The organism is Bradyrhizobium sp. P3_C3 (assembly GCF_056402655.1).
In genome coordinates this window covers 20,636-37,522 of the sequence record NZ_JBFUGY010000056.1, presented here as the reverse complement: position 1 = coordinate 37,522, position 16,887 = coordinate 20,636, and the positions used below count along the sequence as shown (strand labels likewise).

Annotated in this window: 21 protein-coding genes; 8 read left to right on the top strand and 13 right to left on the bottom strand. The window is 63.9% G+C overall.

The window, feature by feature from the left end; genetic code table 11:
* Positions 1-1,194: hypothetical protein (locus tag AC1DW2_RS38705; protein WP_477008632.1), on the top strand; the 1,194-nt coding region annotated here is incomplete at its 5' end.
* 185 nt (positions 1,195-1,379) lie between these two features.
* Here the strand turns inward: AC1DW2_RS38705 and AC1DW2_RS38700 are convergent.
* From AC1DW2_RS38700 to AC1DW2_RS38690, 3 genes are all read right to left on the bottom strand, one after another.
* Positions 1,380-1,646 (bottom strand): hypothetical protein, encoded by a 267-nt coding sequence (locus tag AC1DW2_RS38700; RefSeq protein ID WP_477008631.1) that lies wholly within the window; start codon positions 1,644-1,646, stop codon positions 1,380-1,382.
* A gap of 256 nt (positions 1,647-1,902) precedes the next feature.
* Entirely contained in the window at positions 1,903-2,127 is a 225-nt protein-coding gene (locus tag AC1DW2_RS38695; protein WP_477008630.1) for a hypothetical protein, read from the bottom strand.
* Positions 2,128-2,164: 37 nt separating this feature from the next.
* Positions 2,165-2,410, bottom strand: coding sequence for a cysteine rich repeat-containing protein (locus tag AC1DW2_RS38690; protein ID WP_071909803.1), 246 nt, complete (start codon positions 2,408-2,410; stop codon positions 2,165-2,167).
* A 149-nt stretch (positions 2,411-2,559) separates the two neighbouring features.
* Here AC1DW2_RS38690 and AC1DW2_RS38685 point away from each other — a divergent pair, with 149 nt between their 5' ends.
* Both AC1DW2_RS38685 and AC1DW2_RS38680 read left to right on the top strand, forming a co-directional pair.
* A complete protein-coding gene (locus AC1DW2_RS38685) occupies positions 2,560-2,979 on the top strand; it encodes a DUF5413 family protein (protein WP_085398942.1) in 420 nt (139 codons plus the stop codon).
* A gap of 67 nt (positions 2,980-3,046) precedes the next feature.
* Complete coding sequence (locus tag AC1DW2_RS38680; RefSeq protein WP_477008629.1) at positions 3,047-3,589, top strand: DUF4112 domain-containing protein; 543 nt, start codon at positions 3,047-3,049, stop codon at positions 3,587-3,589.
* Between the two features lie 126 nt (positions 3,590-3,715).
* On the opposite strand, the gene AC1DW2_RS38675 is transcribed toward AC1DW2_RS38680, so the two are convergent.
* The 4 genes from AC1DW2_RS38675 to msrA form a co-directional block, all read right to left on the bottom strand.
* Entirely contained in the window at positions 3,716-4,009 is a 294-nt protein-coding gene (locus tag AC1DW2_RS38675) for a hypothetical protein (protein WP_063981175.1), read from the bottom strand.
* A gap of 214 nt (positions 4,010-4,223) precedes the next feature.
* Complete coding sequence (locus tag AC1DW2_RS38670; RefSeq protein WP_014492503.1) at positions 4,224-4,388, bottom strand: DUF3309 family protein; 165 nt, start codon at positions 4,386-4,388, stop codon at positions 4,224-4,226.
* A gap of 107 nt (positions 4,389-4,495) precedes the next feature.
* Positions 4,496-4,915: a peptide-methionine (R)-S-oxide reductase MsrB gene (msrB, locus tag AC1DW2_RS38665; protein WP_477008628.1), complete on the bottom strand. Its 420-nt coding sequence runs from the start codon at positions 4,913-4,915 to the stop codon at positions 4,496-4,498.
* 45 nt (positions 4,916-4,960) lie between these two features.
* Positions 4,961-5,665 (bottom strand): peptide-methionine (S)-S-oxide reductase MsrA, encoded by a 705-nt coding sequence (msrA, locus tag AC1DW2_RS38660; protein ID WP_477008627.1) that lies wholly within the window; start codon positions 5,663-5,665, stop codon positions 4,961-4,963.
* Positions 5,666-5,909: 244 nt separating this feature from the next.
* Here msrA and AC1DW2_RS38655 point away from each other — a divergent pair, with 244 nt between their 5' ends.
* Positions 5,910-7,595 carry a caspase family protein gene (locus tag AC1DW2_RS38655; protein WP_477008626.1) on the top strand — a complete coding sequence of 562 codons (1,686 nt, stop codon included), beginning with the start codon at positions 5,910-5,912 and terminating at the stop codon, positions 7,593-7,595.
* Between the two features lie 237 nt (positions 7,596-7,832).
* On the opposite strand, the gene AC1DW2_RS38650 is transcribed toward AC1DW2_RS38655, so the two are convergent.
* From AC1DW2_RS38650 to napE, 6 genes are all read right to left on the bottom strand, one after another.
* A complete protein-coding gene (locus AC1DW2_RS38650; RefSeq protein WP_135216357.1) occupies positions 7,833-8,948 on the bottom strand; it encodes an ATP-dependent DNA helicase in 1,116 nt (371 codons plus the stop codon).
* An 89-nt stretch (positions 8,949-9,037) separates the two neighbouring features.
* A complete protein-coding gene (locus AC1DW2_RS38645; RefSeq protein WP_477008625.1) occupies positions 9,038-9,691 on the bottom strand; it encodes a NapC/NirT family cytochrome c in 654 nt (217 codons plus the stop codon).
* The gene (locus tag AC1DW2_RS38640; protein WP_028151035.1) at positions 9,688-10,158 is read right to left on the bottom strand and encodes a nitrate reductase cytochrome c-type subunit; all 471 of its coding nucleotides are present in this window, start codon (positions 10,156-10,158) and stop codon (positions 9,688-9,690) included. Before AC1DW2_RS38640 ends, AC1DW2_RS38645 begins: the two co-directional genes overlap by 4 nt.
* Complete coding sequence (napA, locus tag AC1DW2_RS38635; protein WP_477008624.1) at positions 10,155-12,668, bottom strand: nitrate reductase catalytic subunit NapA; 2,514 nt, start codon at positions 12,666-12,668, stop codon at positions 10,155-10,157. The genes AC1DW2_RS38640 and napA overlap by 4 nt, the downstream gene beginning before the upstream one ends.
* Positions 12,669-12,685: 17 nt before the next feature.
* Positions 12,686-13,000 (bottom strand): chaperone NapD, encoded by a 315-nt coding sequence (locus tag AC1DW2_RS38630; protein ID WP_477008623.1) that lies wholly within the window; start codon positions 12,998-13,000, stop codon positions 12,686-12,688.
* 25 nt (positions 13,001-13,025) lie between these two features.
* On the bottom strand, positions 13,026-13,211 hold the full coding sequence (gene napE, locus AC1DW2_RS38625; protein WP_027532529.1) for a periplasmic nitrate reductase, NapE protein: 186 nt from the start codon (positions 13,209-13,211) through the stop codon (positions 13,026-13,028).
* Between the two features lie 329 nt (positions 13,212-13,540).
* On the opposite strand from napE, the gene AC1DW2_RS38620 reads away from it, so the two are divergent.
* The 4 genes from AC1DW2_RS38620 to AC1DW2_RS38605 all read left to right on the top strand — a co-directional run bounded on the left by AC1DW2_RS38620 (position 13,541) and on the right by AC1DW2_RS38605 (position 16,810).
* Positions 13,541-14,404 carry a transglutaminase family protein gene (locus AC1DW2_RS38620; protein ID WP_063981184.1) on the top strand — a complete coding sequence of 288 codons (864 nt, stop codon included), beginning with the start codon at positions 13,541-13,543 and terminating at the stop codon, positions 14,402-14,404.
* Between the two features lie 121 nt (positions 14,405-14,525).
* The gene (locus AC1DW2_RS38615; RefSeq protein ID WP_477008622.1) at positions 14,526-14,774 is read left to right on the top strand and encodes a hypothetical protein; all 249 of its coding nucleotides are present in this window, start codon (positions 14,526-14,528) and stop codon (positions 14,772-14,774) included.
* A 323-nt stretch (positions 14,775-15,097) separates the two neighbouring features.
* Complete coding sequence (locus tag AC1DW2_RS38610) at positions 15,098-15,505, top strand: SLC13 family permease (protein WP_477008621.1); 408 nt, start codon at positions 15,098-15,100, stop codon at positions 15,503-15,505.
* Positions 15,506-15,670: 165 nt separating this feature from the next.
* Positions 15,671-16,810 (top strand): AraC family transcriptional regulator, encoded by a 1,140-nt coding sequence (locus AC1DW2_RS38605; RefSeq protein WP_477008633.1) that lies wholly within the window; start codon positions 15,671-15,673, stop codon positions 16,808-16,810.
* Positions 16,811-16,887 lie beyond the last annotated feature (77 nt).

Genomic DNA, 16,887 nt, shown 5'->3' with positions numbered 1-16,887 from the left:
CCGCGTTTCGACGCGCCGCGCCAGCCGGGTCCCCCGGCAGCGCCGCCGATGCCGGAGCCGCCGGCTGCTCCGCCGGCCGGACGTGATCGCCCGCCCGGGCGCCGTCCGCCCGACATCGGGCCGCCACCGCCTCAGCCGCCGGCACCGGGCGTACGCGGTTTTCGCGACATCACCGCCGACGTGAACGATCTCGGCGGCGCTGCCGCGCAGGCCAACCGCGCCGCGCGTCGCACCTATGCCAATGTGCCCTCGCCCTCGCCGGAGTTCGACCGGCTGGAGCCGAGCCTCGAAAATCGCGCCGGCGAGCAGGACGCGCCCTATTCCTACGACGAGTCGATCGAGGAGGCTGAGCGCTACACGCCGCAGCCGCCATCGTCGCGCCCGCGCGTCGCGCCCGAGCGCGAAGCCAAGAAGCGCGCCCGCACCGGCTCCGCCTTCCCGTTCAAGAGCGCGATCGCCGTCGGCATCGTGCTGATCCTGGTCGGCGCCGGCATCCTCTGGGGCAAGCCCCTGATCCAGACCGTGAGCGGCCTGTTCAAGTCCTCGCCGACCCAGGTGGTGGAGGCGCCGAAGGATCCGGCCCAGCCGCAGAGCAAGCCCAAGATTCCGGATCGCGTCGGCCAGCCTTCGGCCAGCGACCAGCCGGTCGCGCCGGTGGCGCAGAAGGTCGTGCTCTATGACGAGGATCCGTCCGACCCGAAGGGCAAGCAATATGTCGGCTCGGTGGTGTGGCGGCTCGAACCGATCAAGGCCTCGGGCAACCAGAAGGCCGACGTCGCCGTGCGCGCCGACATCGAGATCCCCGACCGCAAGTTCAAGATGACGATGTCGTTCCGCCGCAACACCGACTCGTCGCTGCCGGCGAGCCACACCGCGGAATTGACCTTCATCCTGCCGCCGGACTTTCCGGGCGGCAGCATCTCCAACGTGCCGGGCATCCTGATGAAGTCGAACGAGCAGGCGCGCGGCACGCCGCTCGCGGGTCTCGCGGTCAAGGTCACCGACGGCTTCTTCCTGGTCGGCCTCTCCAATGTCGACGCCGACCGCGCCCGTAACGTCCAGCTCCTGAAAGAGCGCTCATGGTTCGACGTGCCGCTGGTCTACGCCAACCAGCGCCGCGCCATCATCGCCATCGAGAAGGGCGCACCCGGCGAGCGCGCCTTCAACGATGCGTTCGCGCAGTGGGGCGACTAGAGCGTTTTCGAGCGAAGTGGATACCGGTTCGCGTCAAGAAAACGCGTCAAAACAAGAATCTAGAGCCCCGTTCCGATTCCATCGGAACGGGAAAGGCTCTAGGGCCGGCGCGTGACCGATCTTCACCTGTCCAGACGAGAGAGGTGAATCGAACTCTCAAGCGATCCGATCGGGATTGAACCGGCCTATTGCGCCGCGGCCTCCCGCTTGCGCGCGGCCGTGTGCTCGCGGTCCATCACGGCGCGGCAGCCGGGGCTGACCTGCGCCTTCTTCTGCACCATGCAGGCCCTGACGCGCGAGATGTCGGGAATCTCACTGGAGCACAGCCGCATCGCATCACCTGTGCACATCTGCTGTGCTTCGGACGAGAAGGCGAGGCCGGGCGATGTCTGGAGTACGATGGCGGTGGTTGCGAAAGCGAAGAGCGAAACGATGGTCGTGTAGCGTGTCATGACGAATGCGTCCCCGAGTTCCGTGGTTTGAACCACTTGGTTTTGGGGCGCCGCACGCGGCTTGATCTGCCGCATGTCACAGCCTTCACGCCGGGAACTTTGGTCCCGCATGTGGTCGCTCGATCTCTCGTGGTGTTCGAATCGAAAAGTGCTGCGCCGCCCGATTCGAGTATGCGCGATTGTCACACGGCTGCAATGGTCCGCTCGAATGAATTCGCAGTTGTTGCGTGTCCGTCACGCAGCATGCGGCGCGAGATCAGATCAACCGATCGGACGACGCGTTCGCTTCTTCCGCATCGCTCGCGCCTGCAGGGTGTTCCTCGACGGCCGTGACGCCTTTCGCTGTGAGCTCGAACAGATCGCCGTCCTTCATCACATAGCCGTCGGCGATCAGCTCGCCGATCTTGCCGTGTCGGTCGTCGGCAAAGGCGACCGACTGGCTGATGTCCCGCAGGATCGAGAGCTGTTCCTCGCGCAACATGGCTTCACTCTCCGTGCGCCGGGGATCGTTCCCGGCCTTACATGCCGTGGCTCTGAAACACCTTGCTGCAGGACTTCGACAGCTTGGCCCGGTTGGCCTGCAGGCACGCCTGCACAGCGCCGTCATTGCCGAGGTCCTTCCGGCAGAACCGCGAGGCGTCACGCGAGCAGGCGTTCTGCTCCTGCGGCGTACCCATGTGGCCCTGCGCGAGAGCAGGCGTGATCGACATGCCGCTCAGGGCTGTCAGGGCGAGCGTCGCCATAAGGACGGATTTCCGGGACATCGACAAACTCCAATCTGACTGCAGGTATGAATTTCAGTCCTGTCTGAACTCGTCGCCTTGCCGCTTGTTCCCGTCAGGACGGGCCGGCGCCCCGCTATTCAAGGTTCCCGCGTCGCTGCTATAACAGCGGCGAAGGATGAGGATACTTGATGAAACGCTATCTGGTGTTTGCGCTGGTCGGTCCGTTCGTCGGCGGGTTCCTGCTGCTGCTGACAACGACCTATCAGTCCGGTTATTGGGCCCAGACCAATCTCGGCGAGGTCGGAAAGCTTTTCGCGGTGTTCTTCAAATCGCTGCAATACAGCTATCTGTTCGGCTTCCTGCCCTCGCTGATGATCGGTGCGGTCGACGACATCCTGATCCATGTCCGCCGGATCGGCCCGGTGCTGCGGATGATCCTGGTCGGCCTGTTCGCCTTCGTGCTGGCGTCGCTGACCTACAGCTCGCGCGGGCCGGATTCGGGCACGGTGCAATTCATCCTGTACGGCCTCGTCGGATTCGTGCCGGCGGTGCTTTCATCCTGGCTCGTGCATAGATATGTCGAGGAGCCGCAGCCGGCTGCGGCTTAGACCTGAACGCGCGACGTTCGGGCGCGGCGCGGCAACTTCCGCCACACCAGTGCGTTCTCCAAAGGCCATGACCATGTCCGATGACGACATTCTTGCTCCGCACAGACCCCGTTCCGGGTCCCGCGCGCGCGGGAGTTTTTCGGACACCGAAGCGCGCGGGCCGATCATCGACCAGGACGGCCACGAGATCCGTCCCGAAACACTGGAGCAGGGGTTTCGCGAGTTTCGCTTCGAGTTCGGCCAGGGAAACCCGTTCGGCAATCTGACGCGGGAGCAGCGGGTGGCGCGGATCGAGGCCATCGCAAAGCTGCTTGATGTCGCCTTCATCCTGCCGGGCACGAATATCCGCTATGGCATCGACGGCCTGATCGGGCTGATCCCGATCGTCGGCGACATCATCACCACCGCGGTCTCGCTGTGGCTGGTGCGAGAGGCCCGCGCGCTGGGCGCGCCGTGGTATCTCACCGCGCGCATGCTCGGCAATGTCGCGGTCGACGGCGTGGTCGGCATGGTGCCGTTCGCGGGCGATGCCTTCGACGTCATGTTCCGCGCCAACATGCGCAATGTCCGCCTGCTGCGCCGCTGGCTCGACAAGCAGCCACGGATTTAGCGTGGCGCTTCTTTCTTCGCCTCTCCCCGCTTGCGGGAAGAGAGAGAAGACAGAGCCTCCAAACGCAAAAAGCGCGACGGCCTTTCGGCCATCGCGCTTTCAGCGCATATCGGGCTTAGCGAAAACTTACGCCGCGTCGGCGTCGGTCTCGGGGGCCGGCGCCGGCCGGGGACGGCGGGGCAGCGGGAAGGCTTCGCTCTCATAGAGCGAGCGGATGCCGTTCTGGTCGAAGCGCGCTTCCTCGACCTGGAGATAGGCGCCGTTCAGCGAATCCGTCGGCAACTGCTCCATCGCGAACTGCACGGCTTCGGCCGCGGTGCCGAACCGGCGATAGGTGAAGCCTGCACGCTTCTTCTTGCGGATCGCGGCGGGGAAGAGCTCGGCAGAAGTGTTGAAGTTGAACGGACGCAGTGGACGCATGGTCAAAGACCTCGTGATCTTGTCTGGGGCTTTAAGCGCGTGGGGTTTTGAAAGGCAGGGGCCACCATCGAGTGGGCCCGCCGCACATGTCATTTTCGCCCTCTAATATAGGCTGTTTTGACAGAAATGCGACCCCCGCGATGGGAGATGATGAATCCGCGCATGGCAGCTCCGCGAGCGCCGTAAACCAAATAATTTCAATATGTTAGATGGTTTACAGTTTGCCAAGCAGCAGCAGCACGACCAGGACCACCAGCACGACGCCGCCGATCCCCATGCCGGAATGGCCCATGCCATAGCCGTAACCACCGAACCGGCCGGACATGCCGCCCAGCAGATAGATGATCACCAGGATGATCAGGATGGTCCCAAGCGTCATGGCATCCTCCCTGGCGGCTGCCGGATTGCGTGCATCGGCCGCACCGCCAGAAGAGAAAAGCACATCGCGCCGCCGGGTTCCATGACGGAACCGGGCGGCGCGCAATGTTATTTGGGCTCGAGCTTCAGCGCGGCCGAGTTGATGCAGTAGCGCAGGCCGGTCGGGCCGGGGCCGTCGGGGAAGACGTGGCCGAGATGGCCGCTGCACTTGGAGCACAGCACCTCGGTGCGGACCATGCCGTGGCTGGCATCGTGCTCCTCGTCGACATGGCTATCGACCGCGGGCTGGGTGAAGCTCGGCCACCCGCAGCCGGAATCGAACTTGGCATCGGACTCGAACAGCACATTGCCGCAGCCGGCGCAGACATAGGTGCCGGCGCGGTGGTCGTGCTCATATTCGCCGGAGAAGGGACGCTCGGTCGCCTTCTCGCGCAGCACCGCGTACTGCATCGGCGACAATTCGCGCCGCCACTGCTCTTCGCTCTTGATGACCTTGTCGTCGGTGGTTTTCGTCTTGGTGTCGGGCATGGGTCTCCCGTTTGTTTGGTGAACTTGTTTTCGGTGATCTTGCGATCAGTTGGTGGCCTTGCTGGCGCTCACCAGCGTCGGCTTTTCAATGTAGTTATCCGCGAACAGCTTTTTCAGGTTCTCGACCTTCGGAATGTCGTTGTAGGCGATGTAGGGCTGGTTCGGGTGCAGCGTCAGATAGTCCTGGTGATAGGCCTCCGCCGGGTAGAACGCTTCCAGCGCGCCGACCTTGGTCACGATCGGCTTGCTGAATACCTTGGCGCCGTTGAGCTGGGCGATATAGGCATCCGCCACCTTCTTCTGCTCGTCGGAGGTGGTGAAGATCGCCGAGCGATATTGCGTGCCGGTGTCGGGGCCCTGGCGGTTGAGCTGGGTCGGATCGTGCGCCACCGAGAAGTAGATCTGGAGGATCTTGCCGTAGGAGATCTTCTTCGGGTCGAACTTGATCTCGACCGACTCGGCATGGCCGGTCCGGCCGCTCGAGACCGTCTGGTAATCGGCCGTCGCCTTGGTGCCGCCGGCATAGCCGGAGACTGCGTTGACGACGCCGGCGGTGTGCTGGAAGACGCCCTGGACGCCCCAGAAGCAGCCGCCGGCGATGACGGCGGTCTGGATCCCGGTTGCGGACGCCGCATCCACGGTGGGCGCGGGGATCACGACGGCATCCTCCGCGGCCCTGGACGGCACGGCGAAGGCCAGCGTCAGTGCGGTGGTGGCGGCGAGCAGCGAGGCGAGGGCGGTGCGGCGCATGGCGATCCTCTTCGGAAGGTCTGACAGTGTAGGGCGGCCGGGGACGGGCGAACAGCCTGTTTGGCCGCGTTTTCGGACATCTGAGATACGGGCGCAGACGGCGATTGTTACGGGGAAACGGACACGAGTCTGTGAAAAATAGCCTCAGGCGGCGCGGCTTGGCGAGGCCGGGAACTCCGGGCTAGATGAACGCGCGCGATCGCGCTCGACTCAATCATGTGGTGGCTGGAGCTGACCTGACAACATGCTGCGTGTCATTCCCCTGACCCTCGCCATCCTGATCTCAAATGCCGCGATCGCCGCGGCCGAGCCGCAAGCCGGCGAGGACCTCGCCACCTGTCGCGACCGCCAGGCGGAGGCCCAGGTCCGCGCGACGGCCTGCGACAATCTGTTGAAGGCCGATAAGCTCGGCGGCAAGGACAAGTCGCTCGCACTCGTCGTGCGTGGCAATGCGCTGATCAACAAGCGCGACTATGACCGCGCCATCGAGGCGCTGTCGTCCGCCATCGATCTCGATCCGGACAATGTCGGCGCCATCAACCTGCGCGGGCTCTCCCACGAGCGCAAGGGCGAGGACGATCTCGCCATGGCCGACTACAATCTTGCCATCCAGAAGCGCGCGAATTTCGGCTATGCCTACAACAATCGCGGCACCATCCATCTGCGCCGGGGCGCGCTGCAAAGCGCGCTCGACGACTTCAATCTGTCGATCAAATACACGCCGACGTTCCTGCTCGGCTGGACCAATCGTGCCCGCATGCGCACGCTGAACAAGGATTTCGACGGCGCGATTGCCGACTTCGCGGCAGCCGAGAAGATCGACCCGGCCGCGCCGCAGATCGCCGGCAACCGCTGCATCACCTACGGCATGATGGGCAAGTACGACCAGGCGTTCGCCGACTGCGACGGCCTGATCCAGAAGCAGCCCAGGAATACCTTCGCGATCAACAATCGCGCCGAGGTCAACGTGATGAAGGGCGACCTCGACGCCGCGCTGAAGGACTACAACACGGTCATCCAGCTCAATCCGAACAGTGTGCGCGCTCATTCCGGCCGCGGCCAGATCTACGAGCGCAGGAAGGATCTCGCCCAGGCCCGCGCCGACTACCGCGCGGCGGCCTATTCGCTGACGAGGTTCGACGAGCCCGACGTCGCGCGCGCCCGCGCCATCGCGCAGGAGCGCCTGGCCGCACTGACGCCGCAGGCGCCGGCCGGGTCCACCGGGCGCCGCGTGGCGCTCGTGATCGGCAACGGCGCCTACAAGAACGTCCACGCCCTGCCCAATCCGCCGCGCGACGCGAAAATGATTGCAAACGTGCTGCGCGATGTCGGCTTCCAGACCGTGATCTCCGTCAGCGACCTCTCCCGCGACAAGTTCTTCGAAGCGCTGCAGACGTTTGCCACCGAAGCGGAGAATGCGGATTGGGCGGTGGTCTATTACGCCGGCCACGGTTTCGAGATCGGCGGCGTCAACTATCTCGTCCCTGTTGACGCCAAGCTTGCCGCCGACAGGGACGCCGAGACCCAGGCGGTTGCGCTGGAGCAGGTGATCGCCGCGGTCGGCGCTGCGAGAAAAGTGCGTCTGGTGATGCTGGATGCCTGCCGCGACAATCCCTTTGCGCCGGCCATGCAGCGCACGCTGTCGCTCAAGCTGGTGGACAAGGGCTTTTCCAACATCGAGCCCGGCGCCGGCTTCATGGTGGTCTACGCCGCCAAGCACGGCGAGACCGCGCTGGACGGCGATGGCGGCGCCGACAGCCCCTTCGCCACCGCGCTCGCCCGCGAGATCAAGGTGCCGAAGGTCGAGATCCGGAAACTGTTCGACATCGTCCGCGACGACGTCTGGTCCGCCACCAAGCACGAGCAGCAGCCGTTTTCATACGGCTCGCCGCCGGGACGCGAGGATTTTTATTTCGTGGCGGGGAAGTGAGGGTTGCAGAGACCGTAGCCCGGATGGAGCGCAGCGAAATCCGGGAATCGCGAGTGCGGACCCGACCCCCGGATTACGCTTCGCTCCATCCGGGCTACAACAGTGCCGTAGGGTGGGCAAAGCGACTTGTCCGCCGTAGCTCGAAGAGCGAAGGCGGAAGCGTGCCCACCATTTTATTGAATGTGTGGAGAGACGGTGGGCACGGTGCGTTGCGCCTTTGCCCACCCTACGGCAGCGTCACACGACGATACTCAACCGCTTCGCCGCACGCGTAATCCCCGTATACAGCCACCGCGCCCGGCTATCCTGGAACGCAAAGCTCTCGTCGAACAGCACGACGTCGTCCCATTGCGAGCCCTGCGATTTGTGCACGGTCAGCACATAGCCGTAGTCGAACTCGTCATACGGCTTGCGCTGCTCCCAGGCGATCGCCTCGACGCCGCCCTCGAAGCAATCGGCGCGCACCGAGACTTTTGTCACCTTGTGACCGAAGTCTTCATCCGGCGACAGCCGCATGCTGAGGATGCGCGATTTCGAGCGCGAGGTGTTGCGTGATTTCACGCGCCACAGGCCGCCGTTGAACAGGCCCTTCTTGCGGTTGTTGCGCAGGCACACCAGCTTGTCGCCGGCGACCGGGAAGACATCCTCGATGTTCTGGCGCTGGCGCACCCGCATGTTGTAGGCGCGGCGCGTGTTGTTGCGGCCGACCAGCACCTGGTCGGCGCCCATGACGCGGTCGGGGTCGAGCTCCTTGCGCGACACCACCTCGCTCTCGCCGTAACGGCCGATATCGAGCTCGCGGCCCTCGCGGACGTCCATCGACATCCGCACGATCGGGTCGTCCTGGGCCTGGCGATGCACTTCGGTCAGCATCGCGTCCGGCTCGGTGTTGGTGAAGAAGCCGCCGCCCTGGATTGGCGGCAGCTGGGCGGGGTCGCCCAGCACCAGCAGCGGGCAATCGAACGACATCAGGTCGCGGCCCAATTCGGCGTCGACCATCGAGCATTCGTCGATCACGATCAGCTTGGCCTTGGAGGCCGGCGCGTCGTCCCACAGCTCGAAACTCGGCTGCTCCTCGCCGGATTCGCGGGCGCGGTAGATCAGCGAGTGGATGGTGGAGGCCTCGTCGCAACCCTTGTTGCGCATGACCAGCGCCGCCTTGCCGGTGAAGGCGGCGAACTTCACCTCGCCGTCGACGCCTTCGGCGATGTGCCGCGCCAGCGTGGTCTTGCCGGTGCCGGCAAAGCCAAATAGGCGGAACACCGGCGGCGTGCCGTTGCGGCCGGGTTTTGCCTTGAGCCAGTCGCCAACGGCTTTTAGCGCGGCATCCTGATGCGGGGTGAAAGTGGCCATGTCTGTCTTGAGGAAGGGCAGAATCGAGGCGATTCGCCATCCCTCGAAACTAACCATTCGGCCCAAGGGTTCAAGCGGCCCAGCCGCCCCTATTGCCAGCCGGGAACGCCGCGCATGTCGGGCAGGTGGTGGGCGATGCCCTTGTGGCAGTCGATGCAGGTCTTTTCCTTGGTGAACAGGAAGCGCTGGTGCGCCACCGAGGCCCGCGGCGACTGTTTGGTGATGTCCATGGAATCGGCGCTGTGGCAGTTGCGGCATTCCAGGGAATCGTTGGCCTTGAAACGCGCCCATTCATGCGCGGCGAGCTCGAGGCGGTGGTCGAGGAATTTCTCGCGGGTGTCGATGGTGCCGAAGATCTTGCCCCAGACCTCCTTGGAGGCCTGCATCTTGCGCGCGATCTTGTCGGTCCAATTGTGCGGCACGTGGCAGTCCGGGCAGGTCGCGCGCACGCCGGAGCGATTGGTGAAGTGGATGGTCGACTTCAGCTCGGCGAAGACGTTTTCGCGCATCTCGTGGCAGCCGGTGCAGAACTTTTCGGTGTTGGTCAATTCCAGCGCGGTGTTGAAGCCGCCCCAGAAGATCACGCCGGCCGCAAAGCCCGCGAGCACCAGCACGCCGAGCCCGAACACCGAGCTCGGCCGGATCAGCACCTGCCAGAGCTCGCGCGCGAAGTCCCAGCAGCGCAGCATAAAGCTGCGCTTGGCTTCCACGTTTCCCTTGGGCTCGTCAGCGGCCGTCGTCATCGGCGGCCACCGGGGCTGGCGCGCGAGAGCAGCGTGTCGATGTCGATGAAATCGTTGCTCACCGGCGGCGTCGCGGTGTTCTGCGGCACGTGGCATTCCGTGCAGAAGAAGCGCCGCGGCGAGATCGAGGCCAGGAACTGGCCGTCGCGGTCCATGAAATGCGTGATCGAGACCATCGGCGCCTGCGATTCCGCGATGCGTGCCCGCGCATGGCAGGACAGGCATTTGTTGCCGTTGAGGTCGATCTGATAACCGTCGATCGTGTGCGGGATCACCGGCGGCTGCTCCGGGTAGTTGCGCACCTCTCTCTCGGACGTATTGCGGTTCGGCAGCATCGGCGGCGCCGCGCCCTCGTCATTGAGCGGGGCCGGTCCGCGCAGGCCTGACGTCACCGTCTGTGCGGTGAGAGAGCTCGCGCCCGCGGCGATCGCGACCGCGAGCAGGGCTATGCCAAATCGTTTCATCATGACAGGTTCACCCGCTCGATGCGCACGGCGCATTTCTTGTAGTCGGTCTGCAGCGAGATCGGATCGGTGGCGTCCAGCGTCACCTTGTTGATCATCTTGGATTCGTCGAACCACGGCACGAACACGAGGCCACGTGGCGGCCGGTCGCGGCCGCGCGTCTCGACGCGGGCGCGGATGAAACCGCGGCGGGATTCCACCTTCACCTCGTCGCCGCGCCGGAGTTTTGCTTCCGACGCATCGTCGGGATGCATGAAGCAGACGGCCTCGGGGAACGCCTTGTAGAGCTCGGGCACGCGGCGCGTCATGGTGCCGGAATGCCAGTGCTCCAGCACGCGGCCGGTCGAGAGCCAGAACGGATATTCGCTGTCGGGCGATTCCGCCGGCGGCTCGTAGGGCAGGGCGAAGATGCGCGCCCTGCCGTCGGGATAGCCGTAGAACTGCACGTCGGTGCCCGGCTTGACGTAGGGATCGCTGCCCTCGCGGAAACGCCATTTGGTTTCCTGGCCGTTGACGACGGGCCAGCGCAGGCCGCGCTCGCGGTGATAGGCCTCGAACGGCGCGAGGTCGTGACCGTGGCCGCGGCCGAACGAGGCGTACTCTTCAAAGAGCCCCTTCTGCACGTAGAAGCCGAACGCCTTGGATTCCGTGTTGGCGTAGCCTTCCTCGATCTCCGAGGTCGGAAACTTGTCGACCTGGCCATTCTTGTAGAGCACGTCGAACAGCGTCTTGCCGCGAACCTCCGGCTTCTTGGCGATCAGCTCCTCCGGCCAGACTTCCTCGATCTTGAAGCGCTTGGAGAACTCCATGAGCTGCCAGAGATCGGACTTGGCCTCGCCGGGCGCGTTGACGAGCTGGTGCCAGAACTGCGTGCGCCGCTCGGCATTGCCGTAGGCGCCTTCCTTCTCCACCCACATCGCGGTCGGCAGGATCAGATCGGCGGCCAGCGCCGTCACCGACGGATAGGCGTCCGAGACCACGATGAAATTGTCGGGGTTGCGGAAGCCCGGATAAGTCTCCTCGTTGACGTTGGGACCGGCCTGGAGGTTGTTGTTGACCTGCACCCAATAGGCGTTGATCAGGCCGTCCTTCAGCATCCGGCTCTGCAGCACGGCGTGGGCGCCGTTCTTGTCGGGAATGGTGCCTTCCGGCAGCAGCCAGAGATGCTCGGCCTTGTCGCGATGCTCCTTGTTGGTGACGACCATGTCGGCCGGCAGGCGGTGCGAGAAGGTGCCGACCTCGCGCGCGGTGCCGCAGGCCGAAGGCTGGCCGGTCAGCGAGAACGGGCTGTTGCCGGGCGAGGAGATTTTTCCGGTCAGCAGGTGAATGTTGTAGACGAGGTTGTTGCACCAGACGCCGCGGGTGTGCTGGTTGAAGCCCATGGTCCAGAACGAGACCACTTTTGTCTTCGGATCCGCATAGAGCTCGGCGAGCGCTTCGAGCCGGTTCATCGGCACGCCGGACATCTCGGTCGCCTTCTCCAGCGTGTAGTCCGAGACGAATTTTACGAATTCGTCGTAGCTCATGTCGGTGGAGTCGTTGGCTTTCGCCGCGCCGGTCGCTTTTTTCTGGAGCGGATGCTCGGGCCGCAATCCATAGCCAATGTCGGTCTGGCCGCGCCGGAAGATCGTATGCGCAGCGACGAAATCCTTGTTGACGCGTCCGGTCTTGATGATGTGGTTGGCGATGGCGTTGAGGATGTAGAGGTCGGTCTGCGGCTTGAACACCATGCCGATGTCGGCGAGGTCGAACGAGCGGTGCTCGAAGGTCGAGAGCACGGCGACACGGACATGCGGCGCGGACAGCCGGCGGTCGGCGAGGCGCGTCCACAGAATGGGATGCATCTCCGCCATGTTGGAGCCCCACAGCACGAAGGCGTCGGTGGCCTCGATGTCGTCATAGCAGCCGGCCGGCTCGTCGATGCCGAAGGTGCGCATCATTCCGGCGACGGCGGAGGCCATGCAGTGCCGCGCATTGGGGTCGATGTTGTTGGTGCGGAAGCCGGCCTTGTAGAGCTTCGAGGCGGCGTAACCTTCCCAGATCGTCCACTGGCCGGAGCCGAACATGGCGAGACCGTTCGGCCCGCGCTTCTTCAGCGTTTCCTTCCACTTCACCTCCATGATGTCGAAGGCTTCGGTCCAGCTGATTGGTGTGAACTCGCCGTTCTTGTCGTACTTGCCGCCTGTCTTGCGCAGCATCGGCTGCGTCAGCCGGTCGTGGCCGTACATGATCTTGGAAAGGAAGTAGCCCTTGACGCAATTGAGGCCGCGATTGACCTCGGCCTTGATGTCGCCATGGGTGGCGACGACGCGGTTGTCCTTGGTCGCGACCATCACGGAGCAGCCGGTGCCGCAGAAGCGGCAGGCGGCCTTGTCCCATTTCAATTCGCTGTTGTCGCGCTCGGAAACGAGATTGGCGGCGAGCGCCGGTGCCGGCATGCCCGCTGCGGCAGCCGCAATCGCGGCGGCCTCGAGCTTCAGCATCTGGCGGCGGTCGAGCTTTGGCGATGTCATGATGGCTCTCCCGGCCGTTAGGCGGTTTCGATGGCGTGGAAGACCAGCGCCGCGGAATAGACGTTGGGCAGCGACTGGATGGTGTTGAGCAGGGTGCCGAGGCTGCCGGCATCCGGCGCTTCGGTCACGACGACGAGTTTTCCGCGCGGGTCTCGGCCGTGAATTTCGCAGCCGGGAAGTGCTGCGATCTCGGCTTCCAGTTCGTCCAGGCGCTCGGGGCGCGCCTGCACGATGATGCTGGCGATCTCGCAACTTGGCGGCGCGACGACGCGGTCGGCGGTGAGCACCCGGCCGGTGATCAATGCGCGGCGGTTGAGTGTGGATTGGGCCATGATGCCTGTCTTTCGCTGTTCGGGATCAATGCGGGGAGGGTGGCGGGCCGGGAGGGCCGGCGAACATCTGGTAGATCCAGACGCCGAGCCCGTATGAGCCGACCGTTCCGACCGCGAGGACGGGCATCACGACCGCGGTCAGGAACAGGAAAGCGAAAATCTCCATGCGCTTACGGCGCACGCGCGAAGTCGTGTCGTCAGGGGCCGACATATTCGGTCTCTCTGAAATGGTGCTGGAATCGGGACGGCATCCGGGCCGTTGCCTTATTGCACTTTAGATGCAGCAGGGCCGCTGCCGCGTTGATCTGGATCAACCCGTCGACTTGACCGGATGTCGCGGCGCGGCCAACGGACCGAGCCGCGGCGCTCCGTGCGCGCGAGAGAAGCAAGCGGCAACGATCGTTACCCAAAAGCGAAGATGCTTTGCGGCTCGGGGGTCAGGCCGCATACATCTTCTCTTGCCTCGGAAATGCCCGCGACCTACTACCAGTGGTAGCGGGCGCCGCAACATCCATCGCTGCTACGTGGCGGGAGCTACATATGAGGCGAATCCGAATCATTCATAAGACCGAATATTTTTACAATCAGCCGGTCACCTTCGGCACTCATCGAGCCATGATGCGGCCTCGCGAGGGACATGACGTCCACATCGTGAGAGGGTCGATCGATATCGAGCCGAACGCCGAAGTTCGCTGGTTGCGCGACAATTACGACAATGCCATCGCAGTCGTGACCTTTTTGGAATTATCCGACACGCTCAGGATCGCAAGCGAGGTCGACGTCGACCTTTACCACGACGACCCCATTGAATGGCGGATTGCGCCATTCGCCAGTTCATTTCCCTTCCAATATCCCCCGGAGGAGCAGCTTGAGCTGACGGTGTATCGTCTCCCGAGCTATCTCTACGACGCCACCGCCCTGCTCGAATGGTTGCGCGATCTCTACAAACCCGGTCAGTTGATCGGCACGCTGGACCTTCTGAACAATTTGAATACTCACATCTACCGATCGTTCAAATACGTTTCCCGCGAGGCTCTCGGGGTTCAATCACCCAACGAAACGCTGCGGCTCGGCAGCGGGACCTGTCGCGACTATGCGGTGTTCATGATGGAAGCTGCCCGCTACTGGGGATTTGGTGCGCGCTTTGTCACCGGCTACATCCAGATGGCCGAGGGACAACACGGCGCCACGCACGCCTGGACCGAGATCTATATCCCCGGAGCCGGGTGGCGCGGCTATGATCCCACCAACAACAAGATCGTCGGCAGTGAACACATACCCGTCGCCGTGACGCGCGAACAGGAAAGGGCCTCTCCGCTTTCCGGGACGTGGGATGGTCCGGCGGATGCATTCAGCCGGATGAACGTCTCGGTGCAAGTCATATCAATACCAGCATCGCCATGATCGTAGTCCACGGTCGATCACGGCAAGCGCGGGTTGGCGGCCAGTCGGTGTGTCCTTGATCCCTCGCCCGTCTTGTCATCATCTTTTGAATTGAAGTCGGCGACTTCCATGGCAGGCATCCATGTTTGATCCGACGATTGTCTTGGTCCTTCTCGGGGCTGCGATCCTGATGTTCGCGATCAACAGGCCGCGCCTGGATGTGGTCGCACTGATCATGCTCCTTGCGCTCCCCTTCACCGGTGTCCTCACCATAAGCGAAGCATTGGCAGGTTTCAGCGATCCGAACATTGTGCTAACGCCTGCAACCCGAACCTCTCGGTCTGGATCGATGAGTACAAACTCGCGGACCGCGAATAACGGCTGCGCGTGACGGAACAATCGTCGCTCGCCGGCATGACCATTGAAGCCCTGGACCTTCGCGGCTCGGCCGGAGCAAGCATTGTGGCCGTGGAACGCAGCCGCAGATTTGGTCACCATCAGCCTGCCCCGCCGAGTCCAAGCAGGTTCTCCAGGTGCCGGGCAAGGCGCCGCAGGCGGTGATTTGCCTGGCGCCCGTCGTTGGTTTGATGGTCAGCGGCCTGATCCCGAATGTGCAGGCCGCCCTGATCGGATGCATGCTGATGGGCGCACTGGGCTGTATCGACATTACCAGCGCGTTCGGTCGACTAGAAGACCATTGTCCTCATTGTTGGAATGTTGCCGTTTTCAGTCGCCCTGGAGAGAACCGGCGGGGTTGAACTTGCGGCTGATGGGCTAAGAGCCATCACCAGCGGTGCCGGCCGTCACGTCATGCTCGCCACGCTCTTTGCCATGACGGCGCTGCTTGGGATGTTTATCTCGAATACCGCGACGGCAGTATTGATGGCCCCCGTCGCTATCGCTGTCGCGAAGGAAATGCATGCCTCGCCGTATCCGTTTGCAATGACGGTGGGCCTGGCTGCTTCGACTGCTTTCATGACGCCTGTGTCGTCGCCGGTTAACACGTTGGTGGTCGCCCCCGGACATTACACGTTCGGTGACTTTGTGCGCATCGGCATACCGTTTTCCCGGGTCGTCTTGATCGTCTGCACCTTGCTCGTGCCCTGGCTGTTGCCGCTCTGAACCGGGCAACGTCCTGAATTTGTTAAACGTGATTTGCTTCGCGATCTCGTCGGTCACCGCGGGGAGATTGGCGGGCCGGGACCACCGCCGCAATTTTGGATTGTGCCCGCGCAAGGGCGGTGCGAGAGTCTGATCTCGAACGGGGAAACGCGGATTGTGAACGCGATGGGGCTCTCGGCCATCGATCTCGGGCTTCGCGGCGCGGCGAGCGGCGTGTTCCTGATGATCGTTCTCATGGTGCTGCAGCGTCGTGCCACCAATCAGCTGGCCTTGCTGGGCACGGCCATGGCCGCCGGCGGTGCGTTCTATGCGATCGTCACCGCGCCGGTCTTTCCCAAATCGTCATTGTGGTGGACGTTGCCGATCCTGTCCTCGCTGCCCGCCGTCTTCTGGTTGTGGGCGCGCGCGTCGTTCGACGACGATTTCGTGCTCCGGCGGCGGCATGGCGTCCTGTGGCTGACCATCTTGGCCGTCGGATTTGCGGTGTCGCTCGGCTGGACGACCTGGCCCAATTTGGCCAGGGGCGGCAGCAAGGTCCTGTCGGCCGTGGCCGTGCTGCTGGCGCTCGCGGCTGCGGTCCAGACGGTCAAGACCTGGCGTGTCGATCTGGTCGCGCGGCGGCGCCGGCTGCGGCTGGCTGTGCTCGCGATCAATGTCGTGTTCATCGGGGTCGTGGCCGGAGCGGGCGTCGCCGCGGTCCCCGTCGCGGTTCCCGGCGAGCCCAGCAGTCTTCCGACCGCGATCAGCCTGTTCGTATTGGCGATGCTCGCCGGCCTCGGCGTTTTGGACCTGCGGGCGATTGTCACCGTCAATGATGCCGCGGCGGCGATCGGACCCGGCGACACGGCCGGGCGACCGGTGACCGATCGTGCACCCACAGGGCGGGGCACGGCCGACCCCGTTCTGCTGCGGCGCCTCGACCATCTGATGACCGTGGAGCGAATCTACCGGCAGGAAGGTCTTGCGATCGGCGCGCTCGCGGCGCGGCTCGATGTTCCCGAGCACCGACTTCGCCAGGCCATCAACGAAGGGCTGGGTTATCGCAACTTCAACGCGTTCCTCAATCACTATCGCATCGAGGATGCCAAGCTGGCGCTGTCCGATGTGACGCAACGGGAGGTGCCGGTGCTGACCATCGCCATGGATGCAGGCTTCCTGTCGATCGGGCCTTTCAATCGCGCCTTCAAGGCCGAGACCGGCATGACGCCAACCGAATTCCGGCGCGAGGCGCTGAGCCGGCCGCAAACGGCGCCGGATGCCGACCGCTATTTCGAAATCGGCCAGCTGCCCCGAGAAATCGGCTAGCCGATTATAGGATTGGGCAAGAGAACCCTGACATGATCGGGCAGATTGCCGGAAACAAGCCTTTCACCAGCAAGCCG